The sequence below is a fragment of the Streptomyces sp. NPDC042364 genome (genome assembly GCF_056437585.1).
The window spans coordinates 16,817-43,725 of the sequence record NZ_JBWKAJ010000029.1 but is presented as its reverse complement, the minus strand read 5'-3'; the positions used below and the strand labels follow the sequence as shown (position 1 = coordinate 43,725).

Below are 26,909 nucleotides of genomic sequence, written 5' to 3'. Positions count from 1 at the left end.
CCTCCACACCATGCCTTCCTTGCGGTCCGGGATCAGCCGCATCCCACCCGCCCCGGGCGTCACCACCACCGGCTCCGGCTCCGGCTCTGGCTCCACGATGCCCGACGGCCGCCGTCCCCCGTCCGTCGCCTCGGCCCACTGCCCGAACACCACCTCGGCCGCCTCAAGCCGGCCCAGCTCGGCGTCAATCTCCGCCAGTTTTTGCGCAGCAGCTCGGCCGAACCGGCTCGTGGCAGACGATCACCTGCTGATGATCGCGTCCGAGACCGGCACCAGCGTGTCAATCTCCACCCACACCAGTGGCCCGACCTGCGAGTTCAAGATGAAACGATCTCACTGGACGTCCCGTCGCGTGCAGGCAGGCGACCAGTAGCCCCCGGGACATCTCGATGGCGACCGGAATCGGGTGATCTTTGCTGTCGTCGTGTTCGGTCAGCAGGGCTGTGAGCTGGGCAAGTCCGGCAGCATCGTCGCTGATTCGTAGCTTGGCCAGCCGTGTTCCACCGGCGTCGGCCAACGCGACATCGTGGTCCGCAGGCCAGAGCCTGGCCAGGGTGCGCGTGCTCCCTAATGGAAGTGCTCAAGGCACAACATCCCACCAGCCGTTCGCAACCCCAGCGAACTGCACGGTCCTTCGTCTACGTGAGAGCTCCTGGGCTCGCGACGCGATGAAAGGTGTTCCCTGCAGCTGGCTCAGGCCACGACCATCGAAGCCCTTGGTTCGCACCGTCGGGTGGCGCGATCTGAACTGGGTCTGTTGAGACCACCGCAAGGCGTTTGTGTCTTCGTGAGGCCGGACGCGGAACGGTTCCGGCCGGGACCAGATCGCTCTCAGCAGAGGGCGGGCGCAGGTGCGGGTCCGCCCCCGGCAGCCCCGGCGGCCAGGGTGATCCGCCGCTACAACCCGGCGTGCAGCCCGTCCCCCAGCCGCCCGTGGCTGTGCCGCCAGCCCGTCGGCACCCGCAGGGCGCCCGCCAGATGAGGGTGGCCGAGCGGGAGGTCGGAGTGCACATGCGTCGCGGGCTGCGCCGGCCACAGCCGTACGGCGAGTAGCGCGGCGGCCAGGGCGACGGAGCCCAGGGCGAGCGCCGTCCAGCCGAGTCCGGCCGTCGCGCCGAGCCAGCCGGCCAGCGGATAGGTCAGCAGCCAGCAGCCGTGCGAGAGGGAGAACTGGGCGGCGAACGCGGCCGTACGCTCCCCGGCCGGCACCGAGCGCCGGATCAGCCGTCCGGTCGGTGTGAGCACCGCCGAGCACGCCGCGCCGAACGCGGCCCAGACACCGAGCAGCGCGGGCACCCGCCAACCGCCGCCCGGCGCCGCGGTGACGGCTCCCAGCCCGGCGAAGACGACCGCCAGCACGAGCGCGGCCGGCAGCATCACAGCCCGGTCCGGCACCCGGTCCAGCAGCCGCGGCAGCAGCAGCGCCACCACCATCGACCCCGCCCCGTACGCCCCGAGCGCCAGCGGCACCGCACCCTCGGACAGGCCCAGCACATCGCGGACGTAGACCACGGAGTTGACGGTGACCGTCGCACCGGCCGCGGCGACCGCGAGGTCCAGGGCGAGCAGTGCCCGCAGCCGGGGGACGGCGAGGAAACCGCGGATGCCCGAGCGGCGGCCGCCCCCGGGTTCCGGGCCTGCGGTCCGACCGGGCAGTACGGCCGAGACCACCAGCGCGGCCGACGCGAGGAAACCGACGACGGTGCCGGTGAACAGCCAGTTGTAGGTGATGACGGACAACAGCGCCGCCGCGAGCGCGGGGGAGAAGAGGCTCTCCAGGTCGTAGGCGAGACGGGACATCGACAGGGCCCTCGTGTAGGCGCGCTCCTCGGGCAGCACGTCCGGGATCACCGCCTGGAACGTCGGGGTGAACACCGCCGACGCGGACTGCAGGAGGAACACCAGGACGTACACCTGCCAGACCGAGTCCACGAACGGCAGGAACACCGCGACGCCGGCGCGCACCAGGTCCGCCGTCACCATGAGCGCCCGGCGCGGCAGCCGGTCGGCGATCGCGCCGACGGCGGGGGCGATCGCCACGTACGCCACCATCTTGATCGCCAGGGCGGTACCCAGCACGGCCCCCGCGTCGGCGCCCGCCAGGTCGTACGCCAGCAGCCCCAGCGCGACGGTCGCGAGACCCGTACCGACCAGGGCGATGACCTGGGCGGCGAACAGATGCCGGTAGGTGCGGTGACGCAGGACGGCGAGCATACGGGCGGCTCCCCTCGGCGCGACGGCTCGGCGCGCTGGCGCGCGATCACCTCCGAGTGTAGCCATCATGTGCGCACCTGTGCACATGATGGCCCGGAAGTCGCCGTCACGGTCGACCCGCGGCCGCCCCATGGCTCTAGGCTGGCCCCATGCCTGAACGCCACGCCGTGTCACCTGCGCCCGGTGCGCATCTGCGCGCTCCCGACAGCGCGCGGCTCACCGAGGCGACCGGGGTGTTCGCGATGCTCTCCGACGTGACCCGGCTGCATCTGCTGTGGCTCCTGGCGCAGGGCGAGTCCGACGTCGGATCCCTCGCCGAACGCTGTGAGGCGTCACGGACCGCGGTCAGCCAGCACCTCGCGAAGCTGCGGCTCGCCGGGCTCGTGCAGACCCGCCGCGAAGGGCGCCACATCCACTACAGCCTCAGCGACGGACATCTGCGACGCCTGGTCCTGGAGGCCCTCAGCCACGCCGACCACCGCGTCAGCGGACAGGCGCCGCACGACTGACGGCCGGTTCACTCAGACGGGGTCGACGGACTCCAGGGTCGGCACGACCTCCTCGATCGAGCCGTCCGCCGCGAACACCAACCGGTCCAGGGTCGACTCACGGTGCGTGCCGTCGCCGCGCGGCGTTCCGGGACCGGGAACCGCGAACCGGTGGTAGCAGATGTACCAGTCGTCGGTGCCGGGGACGTTCACGACGGTGTGATGACCGGTGGCGAGGATTCCGTACGCGGGGCGCTTGCGTAGGATCACCCCCTTCTTCGTCCACGGCCCGAGCGGCGAGGGCCCCGTCGCGTAGGCGACCCGGTAGTCCTCGCTGCGGGTGTCGTCCTCCGACCACATGAAGTAGTAGACGCCCCGCCGTTTGATGACGAACGCTCCCTCGCGGAAGCCCTCGGGGGTGAACCGCCGCACCCGCGCCGGGTCGAACGACACCATGTCCTCGTGGAGTGGCACCCCGTACGCCTCGGTGTTGCCCCAGTACAGGTACGCGGTGCCGTCGTCGTCCCGGAACACGGCCGGGTCGATCATCTGGCCGGCGTAGTCGTCCCGTGCGATGAGGGGCCGGTCGAGCGCGTCCCGGAAGGGACCCGTGGGGCTGTCCGCGACGGCCACGCCGATCTGCTGGTTCGCGCAGAAGTAGAGGTAGTACGACCCGTCGTGCTCCCCGGCGGCCGGCGCCCAGGCGTACCGGTCCGCCCAGCTCACGTCGGACTCCAGGTCCAGGACGACCCCGTGGCTCTCCCAGGTCACCAGGTCGTCGGAGGAGTGGACCGTGAACCGGGTGCCGCCCCAGTCCTCGAAGCCGTCGGTCGTCGGGTAGATGTAGTAACGGCCGGCGAACTCCTGGATGTTGGGGTCGGCGGTCAGCCCCGGCAGCAGCGGGCTGCGCATGTGGAGGGCCTCCACCGTCCAGGTGCGCCGGGTGCCGTCCACCGCCGTGACCGTGTACCGCCGCGGAGTGCTGAAGTCGCGCGGTGTCCCGGAGGGCGGGTCGATCCTCGCGCCCGCCGCCAGGTCGAACTCGGGGGCGAGCGAGCCGAGTTCGGTGCCGGGATGCAGCGGCAGCACGACCTTCGAGGTGTCCTCGTCGACGAGGGCGTACGCCTTGAGCGGCCCGGGGACATGGGCGTCGACGACGGACGTCGGCGGCGTGTGGGCGGCGAGGAGCCGCTCGTACTCGGCCTGTGTCACCGGCAGCACGGAGCCGTGCCGGGCGCCGGGCGGCAGGGCGAAATCCTCGCACGGGGTCCACGTGCCCGAGCCGAGGTCGGTGGTCTCGAAGGGGACGTAGCCGCGCCCGCTGAACTCGTCGATGAAGAGATACCACTTGGACTCCGTGTTGGACCTGAAGACGATCGGGCCCTCGCCCTGCTCGATCGCTCCCTGTCCCACACGGTCGGCCACGAACTCCCACGATGTCGCCCGCAGGTCGGACGACTTCTCCACGGTGATGAACTTCCCGCCGGGTGACTCGGGCGAGTTGGCACGCTCGTCCTTGGTGAAGCGGTAGTAGGTGCCGTCGTGCCGGACGACCGTGGAGTCGATGACGGAGTGGCCGGGGTCGTTCCAGGGCCGGGGTTCGCCGAAGACGCGGAAGTCGCGGGTGGTCGCGCAGAGCATCCTGTTGTGGGTGTCGGCGGTGTGGTCCGGGTCGTCCTCGGCGTACAGCCTGGAGGCCCAGAAGACGACGTACTCGTCCCGGTCGGGGTCGTGACACGCCTCCGGCGCCCAGAGGTTGCCGGCGGTGTCGGGGGCGAGCGGGACCAGGCGCCGGTCGGTCCAGTTCACCAGGTCGGCGCTGTCCCAGACCATGAGTGCCTTGCTGCCGGTGCGCTGGACGCGGTCCCAGCCGCCGTCCGGCTCGCCGTGCATCCGGAGGTCGGTGGCGATCAGATGGAACCCGTCGCCCCGCGGGGAGCGGACGAGGAACGGGTCCCGCAGTCCCCTGGTGCCGAGGTCCGAGGTCAGTACCGGGGCGCCGCCGTTGAGTTCGCGCCAGCGCAGGGGGTCGTTGCCCCGGCTGAGCGCGCATCGGATCTGCTCGCCGTCCGGGCTGCCCTCGCCGGTGAAGTAGACGAAGACGTAACCGGCGTACTCCTGCAAGCCGACCTCCAGAGCCCTGCGTTCTTTTGAGGCTTCCTGTTGGAAACCCGTCGAAGAGTGTTGCTATCTGCGCCGACACGCGTCAATCGCCGTGCTGCTCCCCGAGGGCATCGAAAGTTTCGACACCGCCGCACCCCCGTGCGGGACGGCCAGGTCGGTGATCCGCCCCTCGGCGGGCCCGGCCGACGTGTCATGGGCAAGCAGCTGTTGACCGCCTGGGCCGGCGCTGTCGTCAGCTCACCACCTGAGTCGGCTCGCCCGTCGGCTGACCACCCGGGTCGGCTCGCGCGTCGGCTGACCACCCGGGTCGGCTCGCCCGTCGGCTGACCACCCGGGTCGGCTCGCCGGTCGTCTGGCGCCGGGTCAGCTCTCCAGCCGGCGCAGTCGTTCCGCGTCGCAGGTGCGCGGGCAGGTCGAGCAGGTCTCCGCCGGGCGGATCGTGTAGTAGAGGCAGCAGCCCCTGCGCGTGCGGGTCGGATGCTCGCGGCCGTCGGCCGTGCGCAGGAGGCGGAAGTCTGCGCCGCCCGGGAAGGGTGCGTGGGCGGCGGGCAGCACCTCCGAGGCGGCCCGGACACCGGCGGTCTCGTCGCCGCGCACGCGCCCGAGGTACCACAGCCCGGAGACCAGGTCGTCGGAGACCATGCCCCACAGCGCCCGGGAGCCCCGGCGCACATACGGCCCGAAAGCCTCCAGCACCGGCCCCATGTGATCCGCCACGGCCGTCCGCAACTCGGCCCGCAACGCCTCCTGGTGGACGACCGGCCGCCCGCCCGCGAGCACCGCCGCGGAGTCGTCCGGCAGGCAGACGAGGCCGGAGCCGGGACGGACCTCGTACGCACCGGACCCGAGGTCCACGCGAATGTCACCGGGAGCGATGCGCGGCACCCGCCGCTCCAGGTACCAGACGCCGCTCATCAGCAGGGCGACCGACCACACATAGTCATGGAGGGCGCGGGAGGCGGCGACATGGCTCGGCGCGGTGTGGTCGTGGCGCTGCCGGATCCGCACGGCCTCGGCCTCGACGAACGCCTCCAGGTTCGCCCGGTCGTCCGTCAACACCACTGTGTTCGTGGTCATTCCGGGGGATGGCGCCGGCCCCCCGCCCGGTTCCACGACACGCACGGACAGCACCTCGCACATCGTGTCCAGACGGCGGTAGGCGGCGGCGAGGAGACCCGGGACACGCGTGGGAACGGCGGCCCGGGGGAGTGCCAGGGAGGCCATGGTCATCGGCAACTCCAGAGCGTGAGGGAGTTTGGTGAGGCGAGGAGGTAAGCCTTACCTTAGCTGCAAGATCAAGTGCTGATGGCCAAGTGGGGTGCGGATCGTGAAGCGCGGGGCTGTCCAGGCCGTCCCCGCGGCCCCCTTCGTCGCCGGCCCGCCCCCGTCCGACCCGTCACCCGCCAGCGGAAGCCGTGCCCCCTCCCATGCGTCTGTATCTCCTCGCCCTCAACCCCACCGACTCCGTCACCGAGGGCTTCCTGCCCGCGGCCGCCCGCCTCGGCCCGGACGTCACGATCCTCACCGACCGGCCGGACGCCCACCACGGCGTGTACCCGGACCACCCCGGCGTCGAGGTCCTCCACTGCGACGTACGTGACTTCCGTGCCGTCATCACCCGGATCTCCACCCACCACCGGCCCGACGCGGTCTTCACCAACAGCGACCACCTCCAGACCCAGGCCGCCCTCGCCGCCGCGTACTTCGGGCTCCCCGGCAAGGACTGGCGGGCCACCCTGCGCTGCAAGGACAAGGGCGAGATGCGCCGCCGTCTGGCCGTCGCGGGAGCGGACACCGTGTGGTCCGCCGAGATCGCCGGCCCGGCCGACCTGACCGGCCCGCCCCTCGTCGACGCGCCGTACCCCTGTGTCATCAAGCCCCGCGAGGGCGTCGCCAGCGAGGACGTCGTACTCGTCGGGACCCCCGCCGATCTCGTCGCCCGCGGCAAGGAGATCCTCGCCCGCCGCCCCGGCGCCACGCTGGTCGTCGAGGAGTACCTGCCGGGCGAGCTGTACACCCTGGAGACCCTCGGCGACGGCCGCGTGCGGCATGTCCTCGGCGGCTTCCAGACCGAGCTGTCCGCGCCGCCGTACTTCATCGAGGAGCGGATGGCCTTCGTGGCGGCCCATCCGGAACCGGTCGTCGCGCAGGTCCTCGCGCAACTGGACGCGCTCGGCGTGGGGTTCGGCGCCTGTCACACCGAGTTCGTGGTCCACCAGGGCCGGGCCCGCGTCATCGAGGTCAACTACCGTGCCATCGGCGACCAGTGCGACCTCCTCCTCGCCGAGCTCCTCGACCTGCCGCTCTTCGAGCACATCCTGCGCACCCACCTCGGCGAGCCCCTCCCGCCCGACCTGGTGGCACGGTGCGACGGCGCGGCCCGCCTCGAGTACCCGTGCGCCGACCGTGCCGGCACGCTCGTCGCGGCCCCCGGACCGGCCGAACTCCACGTCGACGGCGTGCACCTGACGTACCGGCCGCTCCGCCGGACCGGCGAGCGGCACGAGCTGTACCGGACCAACCGCGACTACCTCGGTGTGCTCCGCGCGACGGGCCCCGGTCAGGAGGCCGTCGACCGGGCGGTGGCGGACTTCCTCGCCGCGCGGAGATGGGAGATCCAGCCGTGACCGCCGCCGTCGCAGCCACCGACCCGCGGACGCCCGCGTCCAGCACCGCGGAGACCCCCGATCCCGTCGGCTCCGTGGCGTCCGTCGACACCGCCGAGGCCACGCTGCTCGCACGCGTGCTCGGCGCCCTGCTCCGCGAGAACGTCGTCGGCCTGCGCGAGGACAGCACCCTCGTCGAGCGCCCGGACGGCCCCTGGCTGCGGCTGCCCACCGGTGACGACGCCCTGCTGCTCCCCGTCGCCGAGGACGGCTTCCAGCACGCGTACGCCGCTCGCCTGCCGCTCCTCGTCCGGGAGTCGGACGGCACCGCGTACCCGACCTGCGCGAGTGCCCTCACCGAACTGCGGGCCCTGGCCGACCCCGTCGACCAGGACGGCTTCGACGCCTTCGCCGAGGAGTGCCGACAGACCCTCGCCGCGATGCGGCTGCACGACGACACGGCCCAGGAGGTCACCGACGGGCTCGGCGAGCTGTACGGCACCGACCTCGCCGAATGGACCGGGCTGCGCGGCCAGCTGGCGTACGAGACCCTCGCCGCCCGGCTCGACCACCCCGTCTACCCGACCGCACGGGGCCGCGCGGGCCTCGACGAGCCGCGGCTACGCGCCTACGCGCCGGAGTTCCACCCGGACTTCCGGCTGCAGTGGCTCGCCCTTCCCCGTGAGTCGGTCACCGTCGCGGGGCAGCTCCCGGACGGGTGGCCCACCCCGTCCGCGCTCGGTCTCGCGGACCTCGACCGCACCCATGTCGCCCTGCCCGTCCACCCGTCCACCGTCGGCGCGCCCCTCGACGCCGCGCTGCGCGAGACCGGACTCGCGGACCGGGCCGTACTCGCCGACTGGCCGTACCTCGACGTCGTCCCCACCCTGTCGATGCGCACGGTCGCCCCCGCCGCCGCCCCCTCCCTGCACCTCAAGCTCCCGCTGGCCACCGCCACCCTCGGCCTGCGCAACAAGCGCACCGTCAAACCCGGCACCCTCGTCGACGGCGCCGCCGGCCAGCGGCTGCTGGAGGCGGTCATCGACCGCGAGCCCCGCTTCCGGGACAAGGTGCTGCACGCCGACGAGACCGTGTACGCCCACGCCGGGCACGAACTGCTCGCCGTCCTGTGCCGCCGCTACCCCGGGGACCTCGACGACGCCGCCGTCGTCCCGATGGCCGCCCTCCTCGCCGAGGCGCCCGGCGGGGGCCTGGTCGTCGACCACCTCGCCGACCGCCACCACGACGGTGACGTGACCGCCCTGCTGGACGCGGTGCTCACCCTGCTGTTCGACTGGCAGACCACCCTCTTCGGGTACGGCATAGCCCTGGAGTCCCATCAGCAGAACGTCTCCCTGGTGTTCGGCCCCGCCCCCGGTGAACTGCGCCTCCTGCTCAAGGACAACGACGGCCCCCGCGTCAACAGCACCCGGCTGACCGCCACGCTCGGCGGCGGCACCTGGGGCTTCGACGACGCGCGCACCTTCGCCCCGGGCGACAAGGCGGTGACCGACCTGTTCACCACCGTCACCGTCCACCTCTGCGCGGGCGCCTACGCGTTCGGCCTCGCCCGGCACGGCCGTGCCCCCCTGCCCGTGCTGCTGGACCTCGTACGGGACCGGCTCGCCGAGGCCGTCGACCGGCTCGGCGGCGACGCGGCGGCGGTACTGCGGGACCGGGTCCTCCACGCCCCCGAACTGCCGGTGAAGGCGATGGTGACCGCCGGGACCCTGCTCAGCAAGGAGCGCTCGGGCGCCGCCGACATCAACAAGCACTACACGACCGGCCCCAACTACCTCCTCCGGACGGGCGGCCCGGCATGACGGCCGAGGCACCCCCGATGACACGTCCCGCGTTCGCCGGCCCGCCGCGTCCATCCGCGACGGCACCACCGACCTCACCCTCTGCCGACCCTCCCGCCCCACCACCGCGTACCCGCTGGAGCCACCGCATGCCCCCGCTGACCGACTCGCTCGGTACCGCTCACCTGCCCACCGCCGACGACGCCACGGCCCACACCCTCCTCAACTGCCTGCTGCGCGAGGTCTCCGGCCCCGAACACCAGACCGCCGTCAGCGACGGCCACCTCCTGCTGAGACTGCCCCGCCGCGGCCCGCTGCTCCGCGTCGCCCTGCGCCGCACCTCCCTGCTCGGCGCCCACCGGTTCACCGGCCCGGTGCACGAGCAGTCCGCGACCGGTTGGACGCCACTGGACTGGCGCCGCCTCGCCGCGTACACGCACGACGAACTGTCCCTGCGCACCGGTGTCCGCAACGACGAGTTCCTCCACCAGGTCGACTCCAGCCACCGCGCCCTCGCCGCCGCGCTCGCCGACCGGGACGCCGGCCCCCACGGGCGCCCGGACTACCTCGCCTCCGAGCAGTCCCTGCTGTTCGGGCACCGCTTCCACCCCACTCCCAAGGCCCGCACCGGTGACGCCGGCGCCTGGCGGTCGTACGCCCCGGAGGCCCGCGCCGCCTTCCCGCTGCGCCACCTCGCCGTACGCCGGGACCTGATCGCCGAGGAGAGCGCCGAGACCGGCGCCACCGCCGTGCTCGACGCGGAACGCGGCGACGTCCCCGAGGGCTACCGGCTGCTGCCCGCGCACCCCTGGCAGTACGAGATGCTCCGCGGGCACCGCCTCCTGCGCGCGGCCCTGGGACGCGGCGACATCCTCGACCTCGGGCCCGGCGGCCCGGCATACGCGGCCACCGCCTCCGTCCGCACCCTCTTCGACGGCGACGCCTTCCTGAAGTTCAGCCTCAACGTCCGCATCACCAACTGCCTGCGCAAGAACGCCCGTTACGAACTCTCCGGCGCCGTCGCCCTCACCCGGGCCCTCGCCCCGGCCCTGGCCGACCTGGAAACCCGCTTCCCGGGCAGCGCGCTGCTCCGCGAACCCGCCTACCGCAGCCTCGCCCTCCCCGGCCCCGACGGCACCCCCGACCGCGCCCTCCTCGAAGGCTTCGGAGTGATCGTCCGCGAGGGCCTGTCCCGGCGGCTCCTGCCCGGCACGACACCGCTGCTCGCGGCCGCCGTCGCCGACGAGTACCCGACCGGCCCGGCCCACATCTCCCGTCTCCTGCCCGGACCCGGCCCCGAAGCCGCTCTCGACTGGTGGCGGGCCTACCTCCGCCTCCTCGTCCCGCCCGTCCTGTCCGCCTACTTCGACCACGGCGTCGTGCTGGAACCCCACCTCCAGAACGTCCTGATCTGCGTCGACACCGACGGCATGCCGACCCAGGTCATCTTCCGCGACCTGGAGGGCACCAAGCTCGTCCCCGAGCACCACGCCGACACCCTCGCCGCCCTCCCGCCCGAGGTCGCCGGACCGATGACGTACGACGCCCGGCGCGGCTGGGACCGCGTCGTGTACTGCCTGCTGGTCAACCACATCGCCGAGCTGCTCGCCGCCCTCGCCGACCTGCACCCCGGGACCGAGGCCGACCTGTGGGCGGAGGTCCGCGCCGCGCTGCGGGCCCACGCCGACGAGCAGAGCCGCCCGCCCCTGCTCGCCGCCCTGCTGGCCGGGGTGCCGCTGCCCGCGAAGGCCAACCTGCTCACCCGCTGGGAACGCAAGGCCGACCGAGAGGCCGGCTATGTCCGGCTGCCCTCGCCCCTCGCCGAGGACATCCTCCGCTGGAGCCCCCGATGACCGAGCCGACCCCCGCCGTACGCGAGCGCGTCCTGTCCCTCACCCCGACCGAACTCCCCGCCTACGTCTACGACGTGACGGCCCTGCGCGAGCACGCCGCCCGTGTGCGGTCCGCGCTGCCCGAACGGGTCGAGCTGTACTACGCGGCCAAGGCCAACCCCGAGCCGGAGCTGCTCTCGGCGCTCGGCCCGTACGTCGACGGCTACGAGGTCTCCTCCGGCGGCGAACTCGCCCACGTCGCCACGTGCGTCCCCGGCCGGCCGCTCGCCTTCGGCGGGCCCGGCAAGACCCCGGACGAGATCAGGACCGCGCTGGAGCTGGGCGTCGAGCGCTTCCACGTGGAGAGCGAGCACGATCTGCGGATGCTCGCCGAGCTGTCCCGGCGGGTCGCACCGGACCGCCGCGTGGCGGTGCTCCTGCGCTTCAACCTCGCTGTCGCGGACGGTTCCCTCGCGGGCGGCTCCCTCGCGATGGGCGGGCGCCCCACCCCGTTCGGCATCGACCCCACCCGGGCGGCGGACGTCCTGCGCACCCTCACCGACGGGACCTGCGCCCACCTCGAACCGCGGGGTGTCCACGCCCACCTGGCCAGCGGCCTCGACGCCCCCGCGCAGCTGGCCGTCGCCCGCTCGATCGTCGACTGGTCGACGGGCCTCGGCCTCCCCCTGGCCGAGGTGAACATCGGCGGCGGGATGGCCGTCGACTACGCCCACCCCGAGAGCCGCTTCGACTGGCCGTCGTACGGCGAAGGACTCGCCCGTATCCTCGACGACCACCCGGGACTGACCCTCCGCATCGAACCGGGCCGGGCCCTGACCGCCTACTGCGGCTGGTACGCCACGGAGGTGCTGGACGTGAAGCACAGTCACGGGGAGGAGTTCGCCGTGGTGCGCGGCGGCACCCACCATCTGCGCACCCCGGCCACCAAGGGGCACGACCAGCCCTGCTCGGTGCTGGCCGTGGGGGAGTGGCCGTACCCGTGGCCGCGTCCCGAGGCCGAGGGGGACCGTGTCACCCTCACCGGCCAGCTGTGCACCCCGAAGGACCTGCTCGCCAGGAACGTCCACGCGCCGGGGCTCCGCGCGGGGGACAGGGTGGCCTTCTCCCTCGCGGGCGCCTACGCCTGGAACATCTCCCACCACGACTTCCTGATGCACCCGCACCCCGGCCTGCACTTCGTCGGCTGAGTCCGCTCCGCTTCGCCGACCGGATTCCCTGCTTCGCCCCGACCGGATTCCCTTCATCGCCGGAACCGCCCGCCCTCCCGATCCCTCCAGGTGAGTGTGACCGTTGACAGGCGGGCGGACCGGGCGCAGACTCATACCCACAACTTAGTGAACTGAATTTCACCTGACGAACAAGGTCGGCTCCCGGAGGCGGGACGCGACTCGTCCTCAACGACGAGGAGTACTCATGCACACCACCGTCGGCATCATCGGCGGCGGCCCGGCGGGGCTGCTGCTGGCCCGTCTGCTGCACAACGCGGGAATCGACAGTGTGGTTCTGGAACGCAAGGACCGGGCGTACGTCGAGCAGCGGCAGCGCGCCGGAATCCTGGAACAGGCCACCGTCGACGTGCTGCGGTCCTGCGGCGCGGGCGCGCGCCTGGACGCCGAGGGGATGCCGCACGACGGCATCGAGCTGCGTTTCGCCGGCCATGCCCACCGCGTCGACTTTCCCGAGCTGACCGGCGGGCGCCGGGTGTGGGTCTACGCCCAGACCGAGGTCGTCAAGGACCTGATCGCCCTCCAGCTCGCCGACGGCGGCCCGCTGCTGTTCGAGGCCGAGGTGCACGCCGTGGAGGGCGTCGACGGCGACCGCCCGGTGGTCCGGTACACCCACGAGGGCCGTGAGCAGACCCTGACCTGCGACTACGTGGTCGGCTGCGACGGTTTCCACGGCGTGGCCCGCGATGCCGTCCCGGAGGGCGTCCGGTCGACGTACGAGCGCACGTACCCCTACTCCTGGCTGGGCATCCTCGCCGACGCCCCGCCCGTCTACGACGAGCTGATCTACGCCCACTCCGAGCGGGGCTTCGCGCTGGCGAGCATGCGGTCGCCCTCCGTGAGCCGCCTCTATCTCCAGGTTCCGAACGGCACCGATGCGGCGGACTGGTCCGACGAGCGGATCTGGGACGAGCTGGACGCCCGTTTCGCCCTGACCGCGAATCCCGGCTGGCGGCTCAAGCGCGGCACCGTCACCGCCAAGGCCGTGCTGCCGATGCGCAGCCACGTCACCGAGCCGATGCGGTACGGACGCCTCCTCCTGGCCGGGGACGCCGCCCACATCGTGCCGCCCACCGGCGCCAAGGGCCTCAACCTCGCCGCTACCGACGTCATCGTGCTCGCCCGCGCCTTCGAGCGGCTGAAGGAGACCGGCTCGACCGAGCTGCTCGACGCGTACTCCGACACCTGTCTGCGCCGGGTGTGGCGGGCCGAGCATTTCTCGTACTTCATGACCACGACCCTGCACACCGACCCGGAGCAGTCCCCGTTCGAGACCAGACTCCAGCTCTCCCAGCTGCACCGCGTCGCCACCTCCCGCCACGCGGCGGCCGAGCTGGCGGAGAACTACACCGGGCTGGCACTGGACGGCTGACCACCCACCGGAAGGGGCGCCCCGTGTCCGGGGCGCCCCTTCGTCGTGCCGGCTCTTCTCGGGGCCCGACGCCGGCCACGCGTGTTCTCGGCCCCGGCTCTATGCGCGGTCGCCCTTCGGCTTGCCCCGCTGGTCCGGTGTGCCGTGCGGCGGCGGGCTCATCGGCTGCGGCGAGGTCGCCGGTGAGACGGGGGAGCCGGAGCGGCGCCCGTGCTGCTCGGGCCGCAGCGCGCCGGGGTCGCCCGAGGTGGGCTCCGCGCCCGCGCGCAGCTGGTCCAGGCGCGCCGTCAGCAACTGGGTCACGGGCAGCCGGTCGGCGTGGCCGCGCTCGTACGCCGGCAAGTCCTCCACCTCCTCGGCGGTGAGCGACCGCACGCGGCTCTCCAGGCCGCCGATCGGCAGATGGTCGTAGTCGGGCAGTGGCAGCGTCCTGTGGTCTGCCATGGATCTCACTCCCTCGTGGCCGAACGTCCGCGTGCCGCTTCGGTGACGCTACGTGATCCTCGGGTGCAGTCCCCCTCCGGGCAGCGAGCCGACGGGCCCCTGCCGCAGCCGGGGCCCGCCGCGATGCGGTGTCAGTGGGCGCCGAGCCCGCCGCTGCCGAAGGAGCCGCTGCTGTTCTTGCTCCAGCGGGGCCGCTTCTTGTCGGGGCTGGGCCGGGTGCCCTGGTTCCCGTGCACCTCGTAGGGCGTCAGCCGGTAGTCGCTCTTCGGGATCTCGTCCGGCTCGCGGTTCGCCCGCTCCTCGCGCACGGCGCCGCCTTCGGGCAGCTTGGGCTGCTCGTCGGGCAGTGGACGGCGCGGCTCACGCGCACGGAGGCGCGCGCCCAGCCAGAGGGCCCCGATCAGCACCGACACGACCACCACACCGGCGATGAACGGCGCGGCGCCGCCCAGCACGCTGCGCTCTGCTGCGAAATTAGCCCATTCCGTCTTCATATTGAATGAATACCCCCAAAGGGTCAGGTGAACCCGGCGGCTCACATGGGAGGCGGTCGGGTGACCGTTTCCTCGCCCCCGTGCCGGGGTGTGCACGGGTGCCCGGTCCGGCGCCCGCGAAAACGGAACGCCGTGAACCGGGGTCGGCGGCCCCCGCAATCTGACGGACACCGCTTCCGGCTCGGCGAACGTTGGTCCGGTTTGACGGACACCGGTCCGGCTACCCGCCTCGGGTGACCTCGACGACGACATCCCAGCAGGAACTCATCCGGTTCCTCGAGGACCGCTTCGCGTGCGCCCAGGCGTGCACCGAATGTGCACGCGCGTGTGCCCTGCGGGCGAGCCTCGCCGATCCGGACGGCCCCGACAGCCAGGAACACATGCGACGCAAGGGCATCATGTGCGCGGAGGTGTGCGACGCCACCTGCCGGGCGCTCTCCGAGCAGGCCGACCTCGACGAAGCGGCCGTCCGCGTGCAGGTGGAGTGGTGCCGGACCGTCAGCCTGGAGTGCGCCCGCGTCTTCGACGAGCACCCCGGCGCCGAGGAGAGTGCCCGGGCCTGCCGGGACTGCGCCCGGGCCTGCACGGACTTCCTCGTCACCCTCGGCTGAGCCGCGCGGCCCCTCGGGCACCCCCGAGAGGAACCGACGGGAATCTAACGGACCGCGACGCTCCCGCGTGTTCCCAATTACTGGAACACGTTCTAGCGTGTGCGCCGTCAGTTCGGCCCTGGGGAGCCTGGAGGCGCCGTGCACCTCGAATACACGCCCGAGCAGCAGCGGTTGCGCACCGAACTGCGCGCCTACTTCGCCGAGTTGGTCCCGGCGGGCGCCTACACCCGCCACTCCGACCCGGCGGCGCAGAAGCGCTTCTACCGCGAGACCGTCCGCCGCCTCGGCGCGGACGGCTGGCTGGGCGTCGGATGGCCCAAGGAGTACGGCGGACGCGGCCTGAGCGCCATCGAGCAGTTCATCTTCTTCGACGAGGCCGCCCAGGCAGGCGTCCCGCTGCCGCTGATGGCGCTCAACACGGTCGGCCCGACGATCATGCAGTACGGCACCGAGGAGCAGAAGTCGTACTTCCTGCCGCGCGTCCTCTCCGGCGAGATCGACTTCGCGATCGGCTACAGCGAGCCCGACGCCGGCACGGACCTCGCCGCGCTGAAGACCCGCGCGGTGCGTGACGGTGACGAGTACGTCGTCAACGGCCAGAAGATCTGGACGACCAACGGCGACACCGCGGACTGGGTGTGGCTGGCCACCCGCACCGACCCCGGGGCGCCGCCGCACAAGGGCATCACCATGCTCCTCGTCCCGACCACCGACCCCGGCTACTCCTGCACCCTGATCAACACCCTCGCCTCGCACGACACCACCGCCAGCTACTACGAGAACATCCGCGTCCCCGTCTCCCGTCGCGTCGGCGAGGAGAACAAGGGCTGGCGGCTGATCACCAACCAGCTCAACCACGAACGCGTCACCCTCGCCGCCCACGGAACCATGGCCATCCGCTCCCTGCACAACGTCCAGCGCTGGGCCATGGAGACCAAGCTCGCCGACGGCCGCCGTGTCATCGACCTGCCCTGGGTACGCCGCCGCCTCGCCCGGACCCACGCCAGGCTCGACGCGCTCAAGCTCCTGAACTGGCGCATGGTCAGCGCCGTCCAGGACGGCACCCTCACCCCGCAGGAGGCCTCCGCCGTCAAGGTCTACGGCTCCGAGGCCCGCCGTGACGCCTACGCCTGGCTCATGGAGATCGTCGCCACCGGCGGCGCGCTCAAGGAGGGCTCGGCGGGCGCCGTCCTGCACGGCGAACTCGAACGCGGCTACCGCTCGGCCGTCATCTTCACCTTCGGCGGCGGCAACAACGAGATCCAGCGCGAGATCATCGCCTGGATCGGCCTGGGAATGCCCCGCGTCCGGCGCTGAGAGATGCCGTGACGAGGCTTTACGAGGAGCGGTGCCCGAAGCAACGCTCCCGTGTGGTCGTCGCCACGGACCTGGCCTGAAATCCCGCTGCTCGACCATAGGCGGCCTTGGTGCCGGTGACCGCAGGGCTGACCACCGACTGGAACTTCGGCCCGGTAGCGATCGCCCCACGGGTGACGGGAGCCCCGACTCAGTGGGCGTGTCCGTCCTCCGCATGACCGCCTTCTTGCTCGCCCGCGCCGGTTCCGGTGCTTTCGGCGCTGGGTGAGCTCTCGGGCGCCGTCGTTCCGGCGTCCTCGGTGTGGCTGTCCTGCGTATGACCGTCGTCTGTCTTCGCCGTCTCCGTTTCGCTGGCGGTCTCCTCGCCGTGGCTGTGGCCGCCGCCGGACTCGGCGGCCATGCCGGCGGCGATACCGCGCAGCCCGACGAATGCGACCGCCGCGGTGACCGCAGCCCGGTCGGGCCGATGATGCTGCGCCGGCGCGCGGGGTCGTAGCGCAGCACGTACGCCACGAAGGACAGCGCCAGCCCGAACGGGATCAGCATCGCCGCCCGCTCGGGGAAGTCCTCGAAGTGCTGCATGCCGCCACTGAGCATGCCGATGCCGAACGACAGCGCCAGCGAGGCCAGCACGATCGTGTTGGACGCGGATTCCGAACGGGCGGGTGTGCCGGTGGAGTTCAGCCGTGACGACTACGGCACTCATGGCTGCGCTCCCGCCGCGGTCCCGACAGCCTGCCGGCGCTGGTGGGCGACCTGCACGCGGTGAACACCGCACTTCAGGACAGCGGCTTCGGACCCCAGCTCAGCCCCGCACGTCACTCACCTCGTCACACCGGGGCCGCACCGCACTCGCCATGGTCCGGACCGCCACCCGAAGGCGCGCTGATGACTGCCGCTGCTGTACGGCGCGCGCGACACTGGTTCTGGGCCCTCACCACTGTTGCCGTACTCGCAGCGGGTGCCAGTACGAGGGGCTGCACGCCGTCCCTGGTGCGGATCCGGGCCTTGGCGCCGGCTGTATCCGTCATCCGGGCGGCGCGGACCTCAGCCGTGCTCACCGGTCCGCACCGGCTCCCGCGGGTGCTGCGTACCCACGCTGCCGGCCCGGCTGTGGGAACGCGGCGGAACGAACCCCGAAGGAGGGATGAGCGTGCCTGACCCCGCAGACGACCACGGTCACCGCAGGCATGCCCCGGCGGTCCCCCGCAAGGAGCGCAGCACGGCGCTGCTGGATGTGCGGGGTCTTGCGTGGGCGTCGCAGCAGAGCACCGTCGCCGCCGTGCTGGGGCGGCGCCCTGGCGTACTGGAGGTTGAGGTCAACGCGGTCGCGCAATCGGCGACGGTGGTCTTCGATCCCCGGCGGACGTCGCTGGCCGAGTTGCACCGCTGGGTGACCGAGTGCGGCTACCACTGCGTGGGCCAGGTGGTGCCCTCCCACGTCTGCGATCCGATGGCCGAACCCGATCCGCCCGTGGGGGAGGTCGCGGACGAGCACGCGGGGCAGGAGGGCCGGGCCGCCGGCGTGGCCGTAGTGCCTGAACCCGCGGAGTCGGCACGGGCCGCGCACGTGGAGCCCGCCGAGGCGCCGGCGGCACCGGAGCAGATGCCCTCCCCGCACGAGCTGATGGGCCACGGTGGCCACGGTGGGATGTCGATGGCGGCGATGGTGGCCGACATGCGCAACCGTTTCCTGGTGGCGCTGCTGTTCTCGGTTCCGATCGTGATCTGGTCGCCTATCGGCGAGGACGTCTTCGGCCTCGACGCGCCGGTCCCCTTCGGTCTGCGCCAGGACGTGTGGGCGCTCCTACTGTCCCTGCCGGTGATCTTCTACTCGTGCACGATCTTCTTCGACGGCGCCGTACGGGCCCTGCGCGCCCGCACCCTGGACATGATGGTGCTGGTCGCGGTCGCCGTCGGCTCCGGCTGGCTGTACTCCCTGATCATCACGCTCACCGGCGGCGGCGACGTCTTCTACGAAGCGGCCACCGTCCTGGCGTCCTTCGTGCTGCTCGGTCACTGGTTCGAGATGCGTGCCCGGGGCGGCGCCAACGACGCCATCCGCACGCTTCTGGATCTCGCCCCGCCCAAGGCCCTCGTCGTACGCGACGGGGTGCCGGTCGAGGTGCCGACCGCCGAGGTCGTGGTCGGCGACCTGATGCTGGTCCGCCCCGGAGCCAAGGTCGCTGTCGACGGGGTTGTGGAGGAGGGCGAGAGCGAGGTCGACGAGTCGATGGTCACCGGCGAGAGCCTGCCGGTGCACAAGGCGCCCGGCGCGCAGGCGGTGGGCGCGACCATCAACGCCAACGGCACGCTGCGGGTACGCGCCACCAAGGTCGGTTCCGACACCGCCCTGGCCCAGATCGTCAAGCTGGTCCAGGAGGCCCAGAACTCCAAGGCACCGGGACAGCGGCTGGCGGACCGGGCGGCGTTCTGGCTGGTCTTCGTCGCCCTGATCGGCGGCGCTGCCACTTTGGCGGTCTGGCTGCTGGCCACGGACCGCTCGCTGGGCACCGCGATGCTGTTCGCCATCACCGTCGTGGTCATCACCTGCCCGGACGCCCTGGGACTCGCGACCCCGACTGCCATCATGGTCGGCACCGGCCTCGGAGCGAAGCGAGGCGTGCTGTTCAAGAACGCCGTCGCCCTGGAGGCGTCCGCCGGCATCCAGGTCGTCGTCATGGACAAGACCGGCACCCTGACCAAGGGCGAACCGGAAGTCACCGACGTGGTCACCGCCCCGGGCACCGACGAGGCGGAGCTCCTGCGGCTCGTCGCGGCGGTGGAGCGCGAGTCCGAGCACCCGCTGGCCGAAGCCGTCGTACGCCACGCCGAAGCCCGCGCCGTGGGGCCCGCGAGTGCCCGGCACTTCGAGAACGTCCCCGGTCATGGCGCGACCGCCGTCGTCGACGGCCACCGGGTCGCGGTCGGCAACCGTCGCCTGGCGCTGCGCGAAGGCGTGGACCTCGGCCCCTTGGCCGACCGCCGCGAAGAACTGGCCGACACCGGCCGCACCGTCGTCATCGCCGCCGTCGACGGACGGGCGGCAGGTCTGCTCGGCGTCGCCGACGCGCCCCGGGAAACCTCGGCCGAGGCCGTGGCCGAACTACACGCCCTCGGCGTCGAGGTGGTCATGCTCACCGGCGACAACCGCGCCACCGCCCGGCGGATCGCCGGACGCCTCGGCATCGACACCGTCATCGCCGAGGTCCTCCCGGGCGACAAGGCGGCCAAGGTCGCCGAGCTGCAGCGCGGCGGCCGCAAGGTCGCCATGGTCGGCGACGGCGTCAACGACGCCCCGGCGCTGGCCCAGGCCGACCTCGGCATCGCCATCGGCGCCGGTACGGACGTCGCCATCGAGACCGCCGACCTCGTCCTGATGCGCTCCGACCCGCTCGACGTGCCCACCGCCCTGCGCATCGGCCGCGGCACCCTGCGCAAGATGCGCCAGAACCTCGGCTGGGCCATCGGCTACAACGCCATCGCCCTGCCGATCGCCGCAGGCGTCTTCGAACCGGCCACCGGCCTGGTGCTCCGCCCGGAGATCGCCGCCCTGTCCATGTCCGGCTCCAGCATCATCGTCGCCGTCAACGCCCTCACCCTCAAACGCCTCCGGCTGCCACGCACCGCGCCCCCGCCTGCCGAACCACCATTCGGCGCCCCCGCCACCGGGGCGGGCGGCGCGCCGACGCGCTGAAACACAGTGACTGCGCGCTCAGTGCCCTTCGGAGGAGGACACAGGCAGGCGCTGGGTGAACGTCCTGCCGCCGTCACGGGATTCGTACACGCCGTCCTGCGTGGCCGCCAGGACGCGCTTGGCGTCGACGGCGGTCAGGGCCTGGGGCCGCCCGCCCGGAACGGGCCCGGTCTTCGTCCAGGTCGCCCCACTGTCGGTGCTGCGGTGCACGGAGCTTGTTCCTCTCCTCGATCTCGGCGTTCTGCGTGGTGATGATTTCCGCGGCCAGCTTCTTGGCCGGCCCGTACTGGCCGTCCTCCTTCTCGCTGGTGGCCATCTCTACGGCGCCCCGGTGGCGGCGCGGTTCCGCCGGTCGGCGGGGCAGTCCCAGCCGGTCGGCGGGGGCGTTGCCGAAACCTGTCGGATGCTCCACCTCCTGGCGGCACCGAAGGATTCGGCGTATGACACAGGTAAAGCCGCCGCAGGAGCTGTCGGCTCCGCAGAGGAACGCGACACCACCGCCGCAGGCCCCGTCCGAGTCCTCCGGGCAGCAAGTCTCGGGCGGCCCCTCGATGGGACGCATGGTCGGGCTGGATCTGGCCCGTGCGCTGGCGGTGTTCGGCATGTACATCGTGCACATCGCCCCGATGGACTCCCCCCAGGGCAGTGTCGGCAGCTGGGTGTACTTCCTGGCCGAGGGACGCTCCTCGGCCCTGTTCGCCACCCTCGCCGGGTTCTCGCTGATGCTGATCGCCGGGCGCCGTGAGCCGAAGACCGGCCTGGCGGGCCGACAGGCGAAGGCCCGGATCGCGATCCGCGCCGTGATCCTGCTGGCGCTGGGCACCGTGCTGGCGATGGAGTACGGGGACATCATCATCCTCGCCTACTACGGCGTCTACTTCCTCCTCGCACTGCTCCTGGTACGACTGAGCGCCAGGACACTGGCGCTCATCGCGGCCGGGATCGCGCTGGTCATGCCGCAGCTGGCGTTCGTTCTGAAGATGTGGCTGAGCGACTCCGTCCAGCAGACCGTCAACGCCTACGACCCGCTGGAACGCCTCAGCACCGTGGGAGTACTCGATCTGCTGCTGACGGGCCTCTACCCGACCATCACGTGGATGGCGTTCGTGACCACCGGCATGGCTCTGGCCCGCCTCGACCTGTCCGCCCCCGTCGTCCGGCGGCGCCTGGCCGTCCTCGGTGCCGGCCTCGCCACAGCCGCCTACGGCCTGGCCACACTGCTGACCGGCGCGAGCGCCGTGTGGAACGTCGGCGGAGGTGGGGGACCTTCCAGCGGCTCCGGTCCGGGCGCCATGGGCAGCGGCTCGGCATTCTCCGGCTCCGGCTCCATTGGCAGCGCACCCGGCGGTCCCGAGCTGTCGGCCTCGGACCTGCTGGGCGCCGTGTCTCACACAGGCACCACCTTCGACACCATCGGCTGCGCGGGCATCGCGATCCTCGTGATCGTGGCCGCGACGGCGGCGATGGACCGCCTGCCGCCACTGCGCCGCCTGGCGAAGCCGGTCATCGCGGTGGGCACCATGTCCCTGACCGCCTACGTAGGCCACTTCCTCGCACAGTCCGCGTGGCCCGCTTCCGGCGCCGGCACCACGACGTCCTGGGTGCCCGTGCTCACGTACATCCTGACAGCGATCGTGTTCGCCACGATCTGGTCCCGCTTCTTCCGCCGCGGCCCTCTGGAGTATCTGCTCAACGCCGCCACCAAACCCGCCCGGTACATCCGCTGATGTCCGGTCGGGGTGGCTCGGCTTCCTGCCCCACCCCGACCCGCACGGCCCGCTCGGCCCGCAAGGGGACAGCCCTTGCGGGCCTCGCCAGTGGACCTGGCCGACCGATCCCGGCCCCGCCTGACGCCGACCTGCCGTCCGCGGCGCGGCCCGGGCGGTCCATCAGCTGCCGGCCGAGACGGAGGGCGGCCGCCACGAACCGGCCTATCGCCTCCGGAAGACGGGGTATCGGCCGGGAGAGCAGTGCGGAGTCCGGGCGATGGATCATGGCCCTCAGACTGGAGGCCGGGCCGATCACGGCCCATCCGGCAGAAGGCTGCCGTGGCCCTGCCGAGTGGTGGGTGCTACCCCGCCGTGTGGCTGGAGCTGCAGCTCAGCGGGCCGCCGGGACCGATCGTGGCTTTAGGGTTGGGTCGGCGTGGGCCGGACGGTATGAACGAAGGGTAGGGGGAGCGCGTGATCCGGGTAGTGGTGGTTGACGACGAGGCCCTGGTCCGCTCGGGCTTCCAGCTGATTCTGGGCGCGTCCGAGGACATCGAGGTCGTTGCGACCGCCGGTGGCGGCGAGGCGGTCGAGACGGTCCGCCGGGAGCGGCCCGATGTGGTGCTGCTGGACATCCGGATGCCGGACGTCGACGGGCTCACCGTGCTCCGGGAACTGCGCACGATGCCGGACCCGCCGGTGGTGGCGATGCTGACCACGTTCGACGCCGACGAGTACATCCTCACCGCCCTGCACTCCGGCGCGGCCGGTTTCCTCCTCAAGGACACCGAGCCCGAGCAGCTCGCCCACCTGGTGCGCACCCTGGCCGCGGGCGGTGTGGTGCTGTCTCCCAAGGCGTCACGGACGCTGCTGCTCAGCCACCCCGGCACCGGGACGGCCGTCGACGAGGAGGCCGCGCGGGTCCGGCTGCTCACCGCGCGGGAGCGCGACGTCCTCGTCCTGGTGGCGGAGGGGCTGTCGAACGCCGACATCGGGGCGCGTATCCACCTGGGGGCGGGCACGGTGAAGGACCACGTCAGCGCCATCCTGACGAAGCTTCGCGTGGCGAGCCGGGTGCAGGCGGCGCTGCTGGCGCAGCGGGCCGGGCTGCTCGACGAGCGCCTGCGGTCGGAGGCCGGGGGATGAGCCGTGCACGCGCCCTGTGGCAGCGGGTTCCCGCGCCGGTCATCGACCTGGCCCTGGTGGCCGCGGCGGCCGTGGACGTGCGGCTGAACAACTGGGAGCCCACGCGCCTCGAGCTCGCGCTGGCGGCTGTCGGGTGCACCGCGCTGGCTTTCCGGCGCCGGTTCCCGCTCGTCGTGTTCCTGCTCACCCTGCCCGTCGCGCTGATGCAGGATGTCGCCGTCGCCGTGCTCGCGGCGCTGTTCGCCCTGGCCGAACGCTCCCGCGACCGCCGTCTCCTCGCCGTGTGCGTCGCCCTGGCCGCCGTCGCGAGCAGCACTCCGTGGCCCCTGGCCGAGGTCGACCGGACCATGACATTGGTCTTCTTCGTGTACGGCCTGGCCACGACCGCGGCACCGGTCCTCTTCGGTCAGCTTCTCCAGGCACAGCGGGACCTGGCGCGGCGGTTGGCCGAGATCGAGGAGGCAAGGGAACACGAGCGGACCCTGCACGCCCAGGCCGTCCTCGCTCGCGAACGCGCCCAGCTGGCCCGGGAGATGCACGACGTGGTCTCCCATCAGGTCAGCCTGATCGCCGTACGGGCCGGGGCGTTGCAGGTTGCCGCCCGGGACGTGGACGCCAAGGAGGCCGCTCGCACGATCCGTTCGCTGAGCGTCACCACGCTCGACGAACTGCGCACCATGGTCACCCTGCTGCGGGCCTCCGGCGGCGACGCAACCGAGCTGACACCTCAACCCACCCTTGCCGACCTGCGTAAACTCGTGGAATCGAGCGGCACTCACGTACAGCTGACAGGGGAACTGCCGCCCACGGTGAGCACGCCCACCCAACGCGCCCTCTACCGTACGGTTCAGGAAGCGCTGACCAACGTCCGCAAACACGCACCTGGCGCCACGGCCAGCGTCGAATTGTGGCAGGACGGCGAGGGCATCGGAGTGACCGTCACCAACACCCCGGCCACGCGTCCTTCCCTGTCCCTCCCCGGCTCCCGGCAAGGCCTCGTCGGGCTGCGGGAACGTGCCGACATCCTGCACGGCACCCTGGATGCGGGCCCGACCGCGGAAGGCGGCTATCGGGTACGGCTGCGGGTCCCGCTCGGCGCGGACTGAGCTGTGAACCCTGGGAAGGATCCTCCGGGTGCGGATGCGCGGTGAGCCGCCGCCAGGCCGGCTGCTCGGCATGGTCGTCGCTGTTCGCGCGGACGGCGGACCGGTGATCCGCCGCGGCCATGGCCGTTGGCCGCATCCCACTGGTGGGGGCGGCCGCCCTGCCGGCCACCGGATCATCGAGAGCCGCGTCCGAGTCGGCGAGGCATGCGGCCTCCAGGAAGACTGCTGCGGCCGGACAGTGCTACACGTGACAAGTCGCCGCGTCACTTCAGCAGCGTGCTGACCAAGGCGACGGCCACTCCCAGGATCGCGTCGGCACAGCCGATCCTGAGAGCTCGTCCCCATGTGCTGCCCGCGGCCCGGGAAGCCAGCACGCCCCAGCCCAGCAGCAGGACGGTGTTGATGCCGAAGGCGACGTACTCGATGCCTGCCGAGCGCCACCAGCCGAGGCCCGCCCCCCACAGCAGCAGTGCGGTGGGCAGCGCCGCCACCACCAGCGGCCATTCGGCGAGCACGGCACGCACCACACCCCGTACGCCGGGACGTCCCTGCGCGTCGCGGTGGGCGATCTGGTGGGCGTAACCATGGGCCAGGGCCGAGGCGAGGGCGGTGAACAGGACCCACAGGGCGTCGTCCATGCGTGCCGCTCGAGTCGTCTCGCCGAACTGGGTGAGCGCGGCGACGGCCGAACTCGACACCAGCAGCCCGTACACGCCGCCGAACAGCGCGGTCGGCTGCGCCGGCCATCTCCACACCGCTCGTCTGTGACGGATGGCGGACTCGGTGTACATGGGCGGCCTTTCGCGGTCTTGGTCTGCGTGGTGTGGGTGTGGGCGTGGTTGGTTGTCCGGCCGGGCGTGGGGCAGTGGCCGACCGGACCACCTCGCGTGTGGTGGGGTCATCTGGCGGGGGTCAGGAGCTGGGTGGCTGCCAGTTGTGCGTACAGCGGGTCCTCATCCACCAGTTCCTCGTGGGTGCCGATGGCGCGGACCCGTCCGGCGTCCATGACGACGATCCGGTCGGCGCCGGTCACCGTCGACAGGCGGTGGGCCACCACCAGCACGGTGGTTTCGCGGGCCACCTCCGTGAGGACGTCCCGCAGCGCCAGCTCGTTGACGGCGTCGAGCTGCGAGGTCGCCTCGTCCAGAAGAAGCAGGCGGGGCCTGCGCAGCAGGGCGCGGGCGATGGCGACGCGCTGCCGCTCGCCGCCGGACAGCTTGGAGCCGCGGTGTCCGACCGGGGTGTCCAGGCCGTGGGGCAGGCGCTCGACGAGGGTGTCGAGTTTCGTCCGGACCAGGACGTCGCGGATGTCGTCGTCCGTCGCGCCGGGCGCCGCGAAGACGAGGTTCTCCCGCAGGGTGCCGGCCAAGACGGGCGCGTCCTGTTCCACGTACCCGATGGCGGACCGCAGCTCGGACAGGGACCAGTCCTGGACGTCCTTGCCGTCGACCAGGACCCGGCCGCCCGTGACCTCGTGGAACCGCTCGACGAGCGCGAACACCGTCGACTTGCCCGCGCCCGAGGGACCGACGAAGGCCGTCGTCCCGGTGCCCGGCACCTCGAAGCCGACCTGGTGGTGGACGTACGGCAGACCGGGCCGGTAGCGGAAGGACACGTCCTCGAAGCGGACCGACGCGGGGCCCGGCATCGCAGCCTCCTGCCGGGGCGGGGTGTCCTGCCGCCCGATGACCGGCTCCGTCGCCAGACGTTCCACGGCCGCGATCCGGGAGATGGCGGCCGACCCCTCCTGGTAGGAGGAGGCGGCGTCGACCAGCCGGGACACCGGCTCCATCAGATAGAAGAGGTACAGCAGGAAGGCGATGAGGGTGGAGACCGGGATCTCCCCGGACGCCACGCGCGCCCCGCCGACGGCGAGCACCGCGAGGAAGGCCAGCTGTACGGCGAGTTCGTCGGCCGAGCCCGCCGCGGCCTCCCACTTCGCGCTCTTCACGCCGTGCCGCCACGCCCGCCGCGCCGCCGCCTCCACCCGGGCGGTCTCCCGGCCCTCGGCCCCGGACGCCTTCACCGTACGGAACGCCCCGAAGGCCCGCTCCAACGCGACGGAGATCTCCCCGACCGCCTGCTGCGACCGTTCGGTGGCCCGCGCGATCCGCGGCATCACCAGCGCGACGGCCCCGCCGACCAGCACGACCACGCCGAGCGTCACGCCCAGCAGCACGGCGTCGAGGAACGCCATCATCACGATCGCCGCGACGAACGCGACCGCGCCGGTGGTCGCGGAGACGACCGCCTGGGTGCTGACCGCCCGCAGCAGCGTCGTGTCCGAGGTGACGCGGGACATCAGATCACCCGGCGGGATCCGCTCGAACTCCGCGAGTCGCAGCCGCAACAGCCGCCCCACCACGGTGCGTCGAGCGGCCAGGACCACCGACTCCGCCGTCCGCTCCAGCACATACGCGCCGAACGCCTCGACGGCCGTGCCCAGCACCACCAGTACGGTGAGCCCGATCAGGATCCCGGTGATCGTCCCACCGGAGGCCATCCGGTCCACCAGCGCCTTCGTGGCCAGCGGCTGCAACAACGCCCCGGCGGCCCCGACCAGGGCACACAACAGACCAAGGGCAACGGCCCAACGGTGCGGCCGCACATACCCGTACAGCGCCCTGACAGTCTCCCGGGCAGACAGGGGCGTCTCATCCTTCGCCGGGGCGGATGCGGTGTTCACAACATTCCTTCCTT

22 protein-coding genes and 1 pseudogene are annotated in these 26,909 nt (G+C 72.3%); 13 read left to right on the top strand and 10 right to left on the bottom strand.

Translation table 11 applies throughout. The features are described 5' to 3' along the window. Positions 1–280: 280 nt before the first annotated feature. Positions 281–517 (bottom strand): hypothetical protein, encoded by a 237-nt coding sequence (locus AC067N_RS35670; protein WP_478683138.1) that lies wholly within the window; start codon positions 515–517, stop codon positions 281–283. A 380-nt stretch (positions 518–897) separates the two neighbouring features. Then, positions 898–2,214 carry an MFS transporter gene (locus AC067N_RS35665; protein WP_478683092.1) on the bottom strand — a complete coding sequence of 439 codons (1,317 nt, stop codon included), beginning with the start codon at positions 2,212–2,214 and terminating at the stop codon, positions 898–900. 149 nt (positions 2,215–2,363) lie between these two features. Between AC067N_RS35665 and AC067N_RS35660 the strand changes: the two genes are divergently transcribed. Next, entirely contained in the window at positions 2,364–2,723 is a 360-nt protein-coding gene (locus tag AC067N_RS35660; protein WP_478683091.1) for an ArsR/SmtB family transcription factor, read from the top strand. Between the two features lie 12 nt (positions 2,724–2,735). On the opposite strand, the gene AC067N_RS35655 is transcribed toward AC067N_RS35660, so the two are convergent. After that, the gene (locus AC067N_RS35655) at positions 2,736–4,826 is read right to left on the bottom strand and encodes a glycoside hydrolase family 43 protein (protein ID WP_478683090.1); all 2,091 of its coding nucleotides are present in this window, start codon (positions 4,824–4,826) and stop codon (positions 2,736–2,738) included. 363 nt (positions 4,827–5,189) lie between these two features. Then, a complete protein-coding gene (locus AC067N_RS35650; RefSeq protein WP_478683089.1) occupies positions 5,190–6,056 on the bottom strand; it encodes a (2Fe-2S)-binding protein in 867 nt (288 codons plus the stop codon). Between the two features lie 197 nt (positions 6,057–6,253). Between AC067N_RS35650 and AC067N_RS35645 the strand changes: the two genes are divergently transcribed. From AC067N_RS35645 to AC067N_RS35625, 5 genes are all read left to right on the top strand, one after another. Further along, positions 6,254–7,453: an ATP-grasp domain-containing protein gene (locus tag AC067N_RS35645; RefSeq protein WP_478683088.1), complete on the top strand. Its 1,200-nt coding sequence runs from the start codon at positions 6,254–6,256 to the stop codon at positions 7,451–7,453. Further along, entirely contained in the window at positions 7,435–9,255 is a 1,821-nt protein-coding gene (locus AC067N_RS35640; RefSeq protein ID WP_478683087.1) for an IucA/IucC family protein, read from the top strand. The genes AC067N_RS35645 and AC067N_RS35640 overlap by 19 nt, the downstream gene beginning before the upstream one ends. Before the next feature lie 128 nt (positions 9,256–9,383). Then, a complete protein-coding gene (locus AC067N_RS35635; protein ID WP_478683086.1) occupies positions 9,384–11,087 on the top strand; it encodes an IucA/IucC family protein in 1,704 nt (567 codons plus the stop codon). Next, positions 11,084–12,274: a type III PLP-dependent enzyme gene (locus tag AC067N_RS35630; protein WP_478683085.1), complete on the top strand. Its 1,191-nt coding sequence runs from the start codon at positions 11,084–11,086 to the stop codon at positions 12,272–12,274. Before AC067N_RS35635 ends, AC067N_RS35630 begins: the two co-directional genes overlap by 4 nt. A gap of 226 nt (positions 12,275–12,500) precedes the next feature. Next, the gene (locus AC067N_RS35625) at positions 12,501–13,685 is read left to right on the top strand and encodes a 4-hydroxybenzoate 3-monooxygenase (RefSeq protein WP_478683084.1); all 1,185 of its coding nucleotides are present in this window, start codon (positions 12,501–12,503) and stop codon (positions 13,683–13,685) included. A gap of 99 nt (positions 13,686–13,784) precedes the next feature. Here AC067N_RS35625 and AC067N_RS35620 read toward each other — a convergent pair whose 3' ends face one another. Together AC067N_RS35620 and AC067N_RS35615 are read right to left on the bottom strand one after the other, a co-directional pair. Next, positions 13,785–14,129 (bottom strand): DUF8129 domain-containing protein, encoded by a 345-nt coding sequence (locus tag AC067N_RS35620; RefSeq protein WP_478683083.1) that lies wholly within the window; start codon positions 14,127–14,129, stop codon positions 13,785–13,787. A gap of 131 nt (positions 14,130–14,260) precedes the next feature. Next, complete coding sequence (locus tag AC067N_RS35615; RefSeq protein ID WP_478683082.1) at positions 14,261–14,623, bottom strand: DUF6479 family protein; 363 nt, start codon at positions 14,621–14,623, stop codon at positions 14,261–14,263. A gap of 233 nt (positions 14,624–14,856) precedes the next feature. Here AC067N_RS35615 and AC067N_RS35610 point away from each other — a divergent pair, with 233 nt between their 5' ends. Both AC067N_RS35610 and AC067N_RS35605 read left to right on the top strand, forming a co-directional pair. After that, positions 14,857–15,234, top strand: a complete 378-nt coding sequence (locus AC067N_RS35610; RefSeq protein ID WP_478683081.1) for a four-helix bundle copper-binding protein — start codon at positions 14,857–14,859, stop codon at positions 15,232–15,234. A 138-nt stretch (positions 15,235–15,372) separates the two neighbouring features. Then, complete coding sequence (locus tag AC067N_RS35605; protein WP_478683080.1) at positions 15,373–16,551, top strand: acyl-CoA dehydrogenase family protein; 1,179 nt, start codon at positions 15,373–15,375, stop codon at positions 16,549–16,551. Positions 16,552–16,741: 190 nt separating this feature from the next. On the opposite strand, the gene AC067N_RS35600 is transcribed toward AC067N_RS35605, so the two are convergent. Continuing rightward, positions 16,742–16,951, bottom strand: a complete 210-nt coding sequence (locus tag AC067N_RS35600; RefSeq protein ID WP_478683079.1) for a hypothetical protein — start codon at positions 16,949–16,951, stop codon at positions 16,742–16,744. Between the two features lie 237 nt (positions 16,952–17,188). Here AC067N_RS35600 and pspAB point away from each other — a divergent pair. Both pspAB and AC067N_RS35590 read left to right on the top strand, forming a co-directional pair. Next, positions 17,189–17,358: pseudogene (gene pspAB, locus AC067N_RS35595) on the top strand (PspA-associated protein PspAB); the annotation flags it as partial. A gap of 346 nt (positions 17,359–17,704) precedes the next feature. Continuing rightward, positions 17,705–20,248 (top strand): heavy metal translocating P-type ATPase, encoded by a 2,544-nt coding sequence (locus tag AC067N_RS35590; RefSeq protein ID WP_478683078.1) that lies wholly within the window; start codon positions 17,705–17,707, stop codon positions 20,246–20,248. 18 nt (positions 20,249–20,266) lie between these two features. Here the strand turns inward: AC067N_RS35590 and AC067N_RS35585 are convergent, their stop codons facing one another. Continuing rightward, complete coding sequence (locus AC067N_RS35585; RefSeq protein WP_478683137.1) at positions 20,267–20,458, bottom strand: WD40/YVTN/BNR-like repeat-containing protein; 192 nt, start codon at positions 20,456–20,458, stop codon at positions 20,267–20,269. 230 nt (positions 20,459–20,688) lie between these two features. On the opposite strand from AC067N_RS35585, the gene AC067N_RS35580 reads away from it, so the two are divergent. From AC067N_RS35580 to AC067N_RS35570, 3 genes are all read left to right on the top strand, one after another. Beyond that, on the top strand, positions 20,689–21,975 hold the full coding sequence (locus tag AC067N_RS35580; protein WP_478683077.1) for a DUF418 domain-containing protein: 1,287 nt from the start codon (positions 20,689–20,691) through the stop codon (positions 21,973–21,975). A 468-nt stretch (positions 21,976–22,443) separates the two neighbouring features. After that, on the top strand, positions 22,444–23,103 hold the full coding sequence (locus AC067N_RS35575) for a response regulator (protein WP_478683136.1): 660 nt from the start codon (positions 22,444–22,446) through the stop codon (positions 23,101–23,103). Continuing rightward, the gene (locus tag AC067N_RS35570) at positions 23,100–24,209 is read left to right on the top strand and encodes a sensor histidine kinase (protein WP_478683076.1); all 1,110 of its coding nucleotides are present in this window, start codon (positions 23,100–23,102) and stop codon (positions 24,207–24,209) included. Before AC067N_RS35575 ends, AC067N_RS35570 begins: the two co-directional genes overlap by 4 nt. Before the next feature lie 263 nt (positions 24,210–24,472). Here AC067N_RS35570 and AC067N_RS35565 read toward each other — a convergent pair whose 3' ends face one another. Both AC067N_RS35565 and AC067N_RS35560 read right to left on the bottom strand, forming a co-directional pair. Then, the gene (locus tag AC067N_RS35565) at positions 24,473–25,000 is read right to left on the bottom strand and encodes a hypothetical protein (RefSeq protein WP_478683075.1); all 528 of its coding nucleotides are present in this window, start codon (positions 24,998–25,000) and stop codon (positions 24,473–24,475) included. Positions 25,001–25,107: 107 nt separating this feature from the next. Continuing rightward, positions 25,108–26,895, bottom strand: coding sequence for an ABC transporter ATP-binding protein (locus AC067N_RS35560; RefSeq protein WP_478683074.1), 1,788 nt, complete (start codon positions 26,893–26,895; stop codon positions 25,108–25,110). Positions 26,896–26,909: the final 14 nt, after the last annotated feature.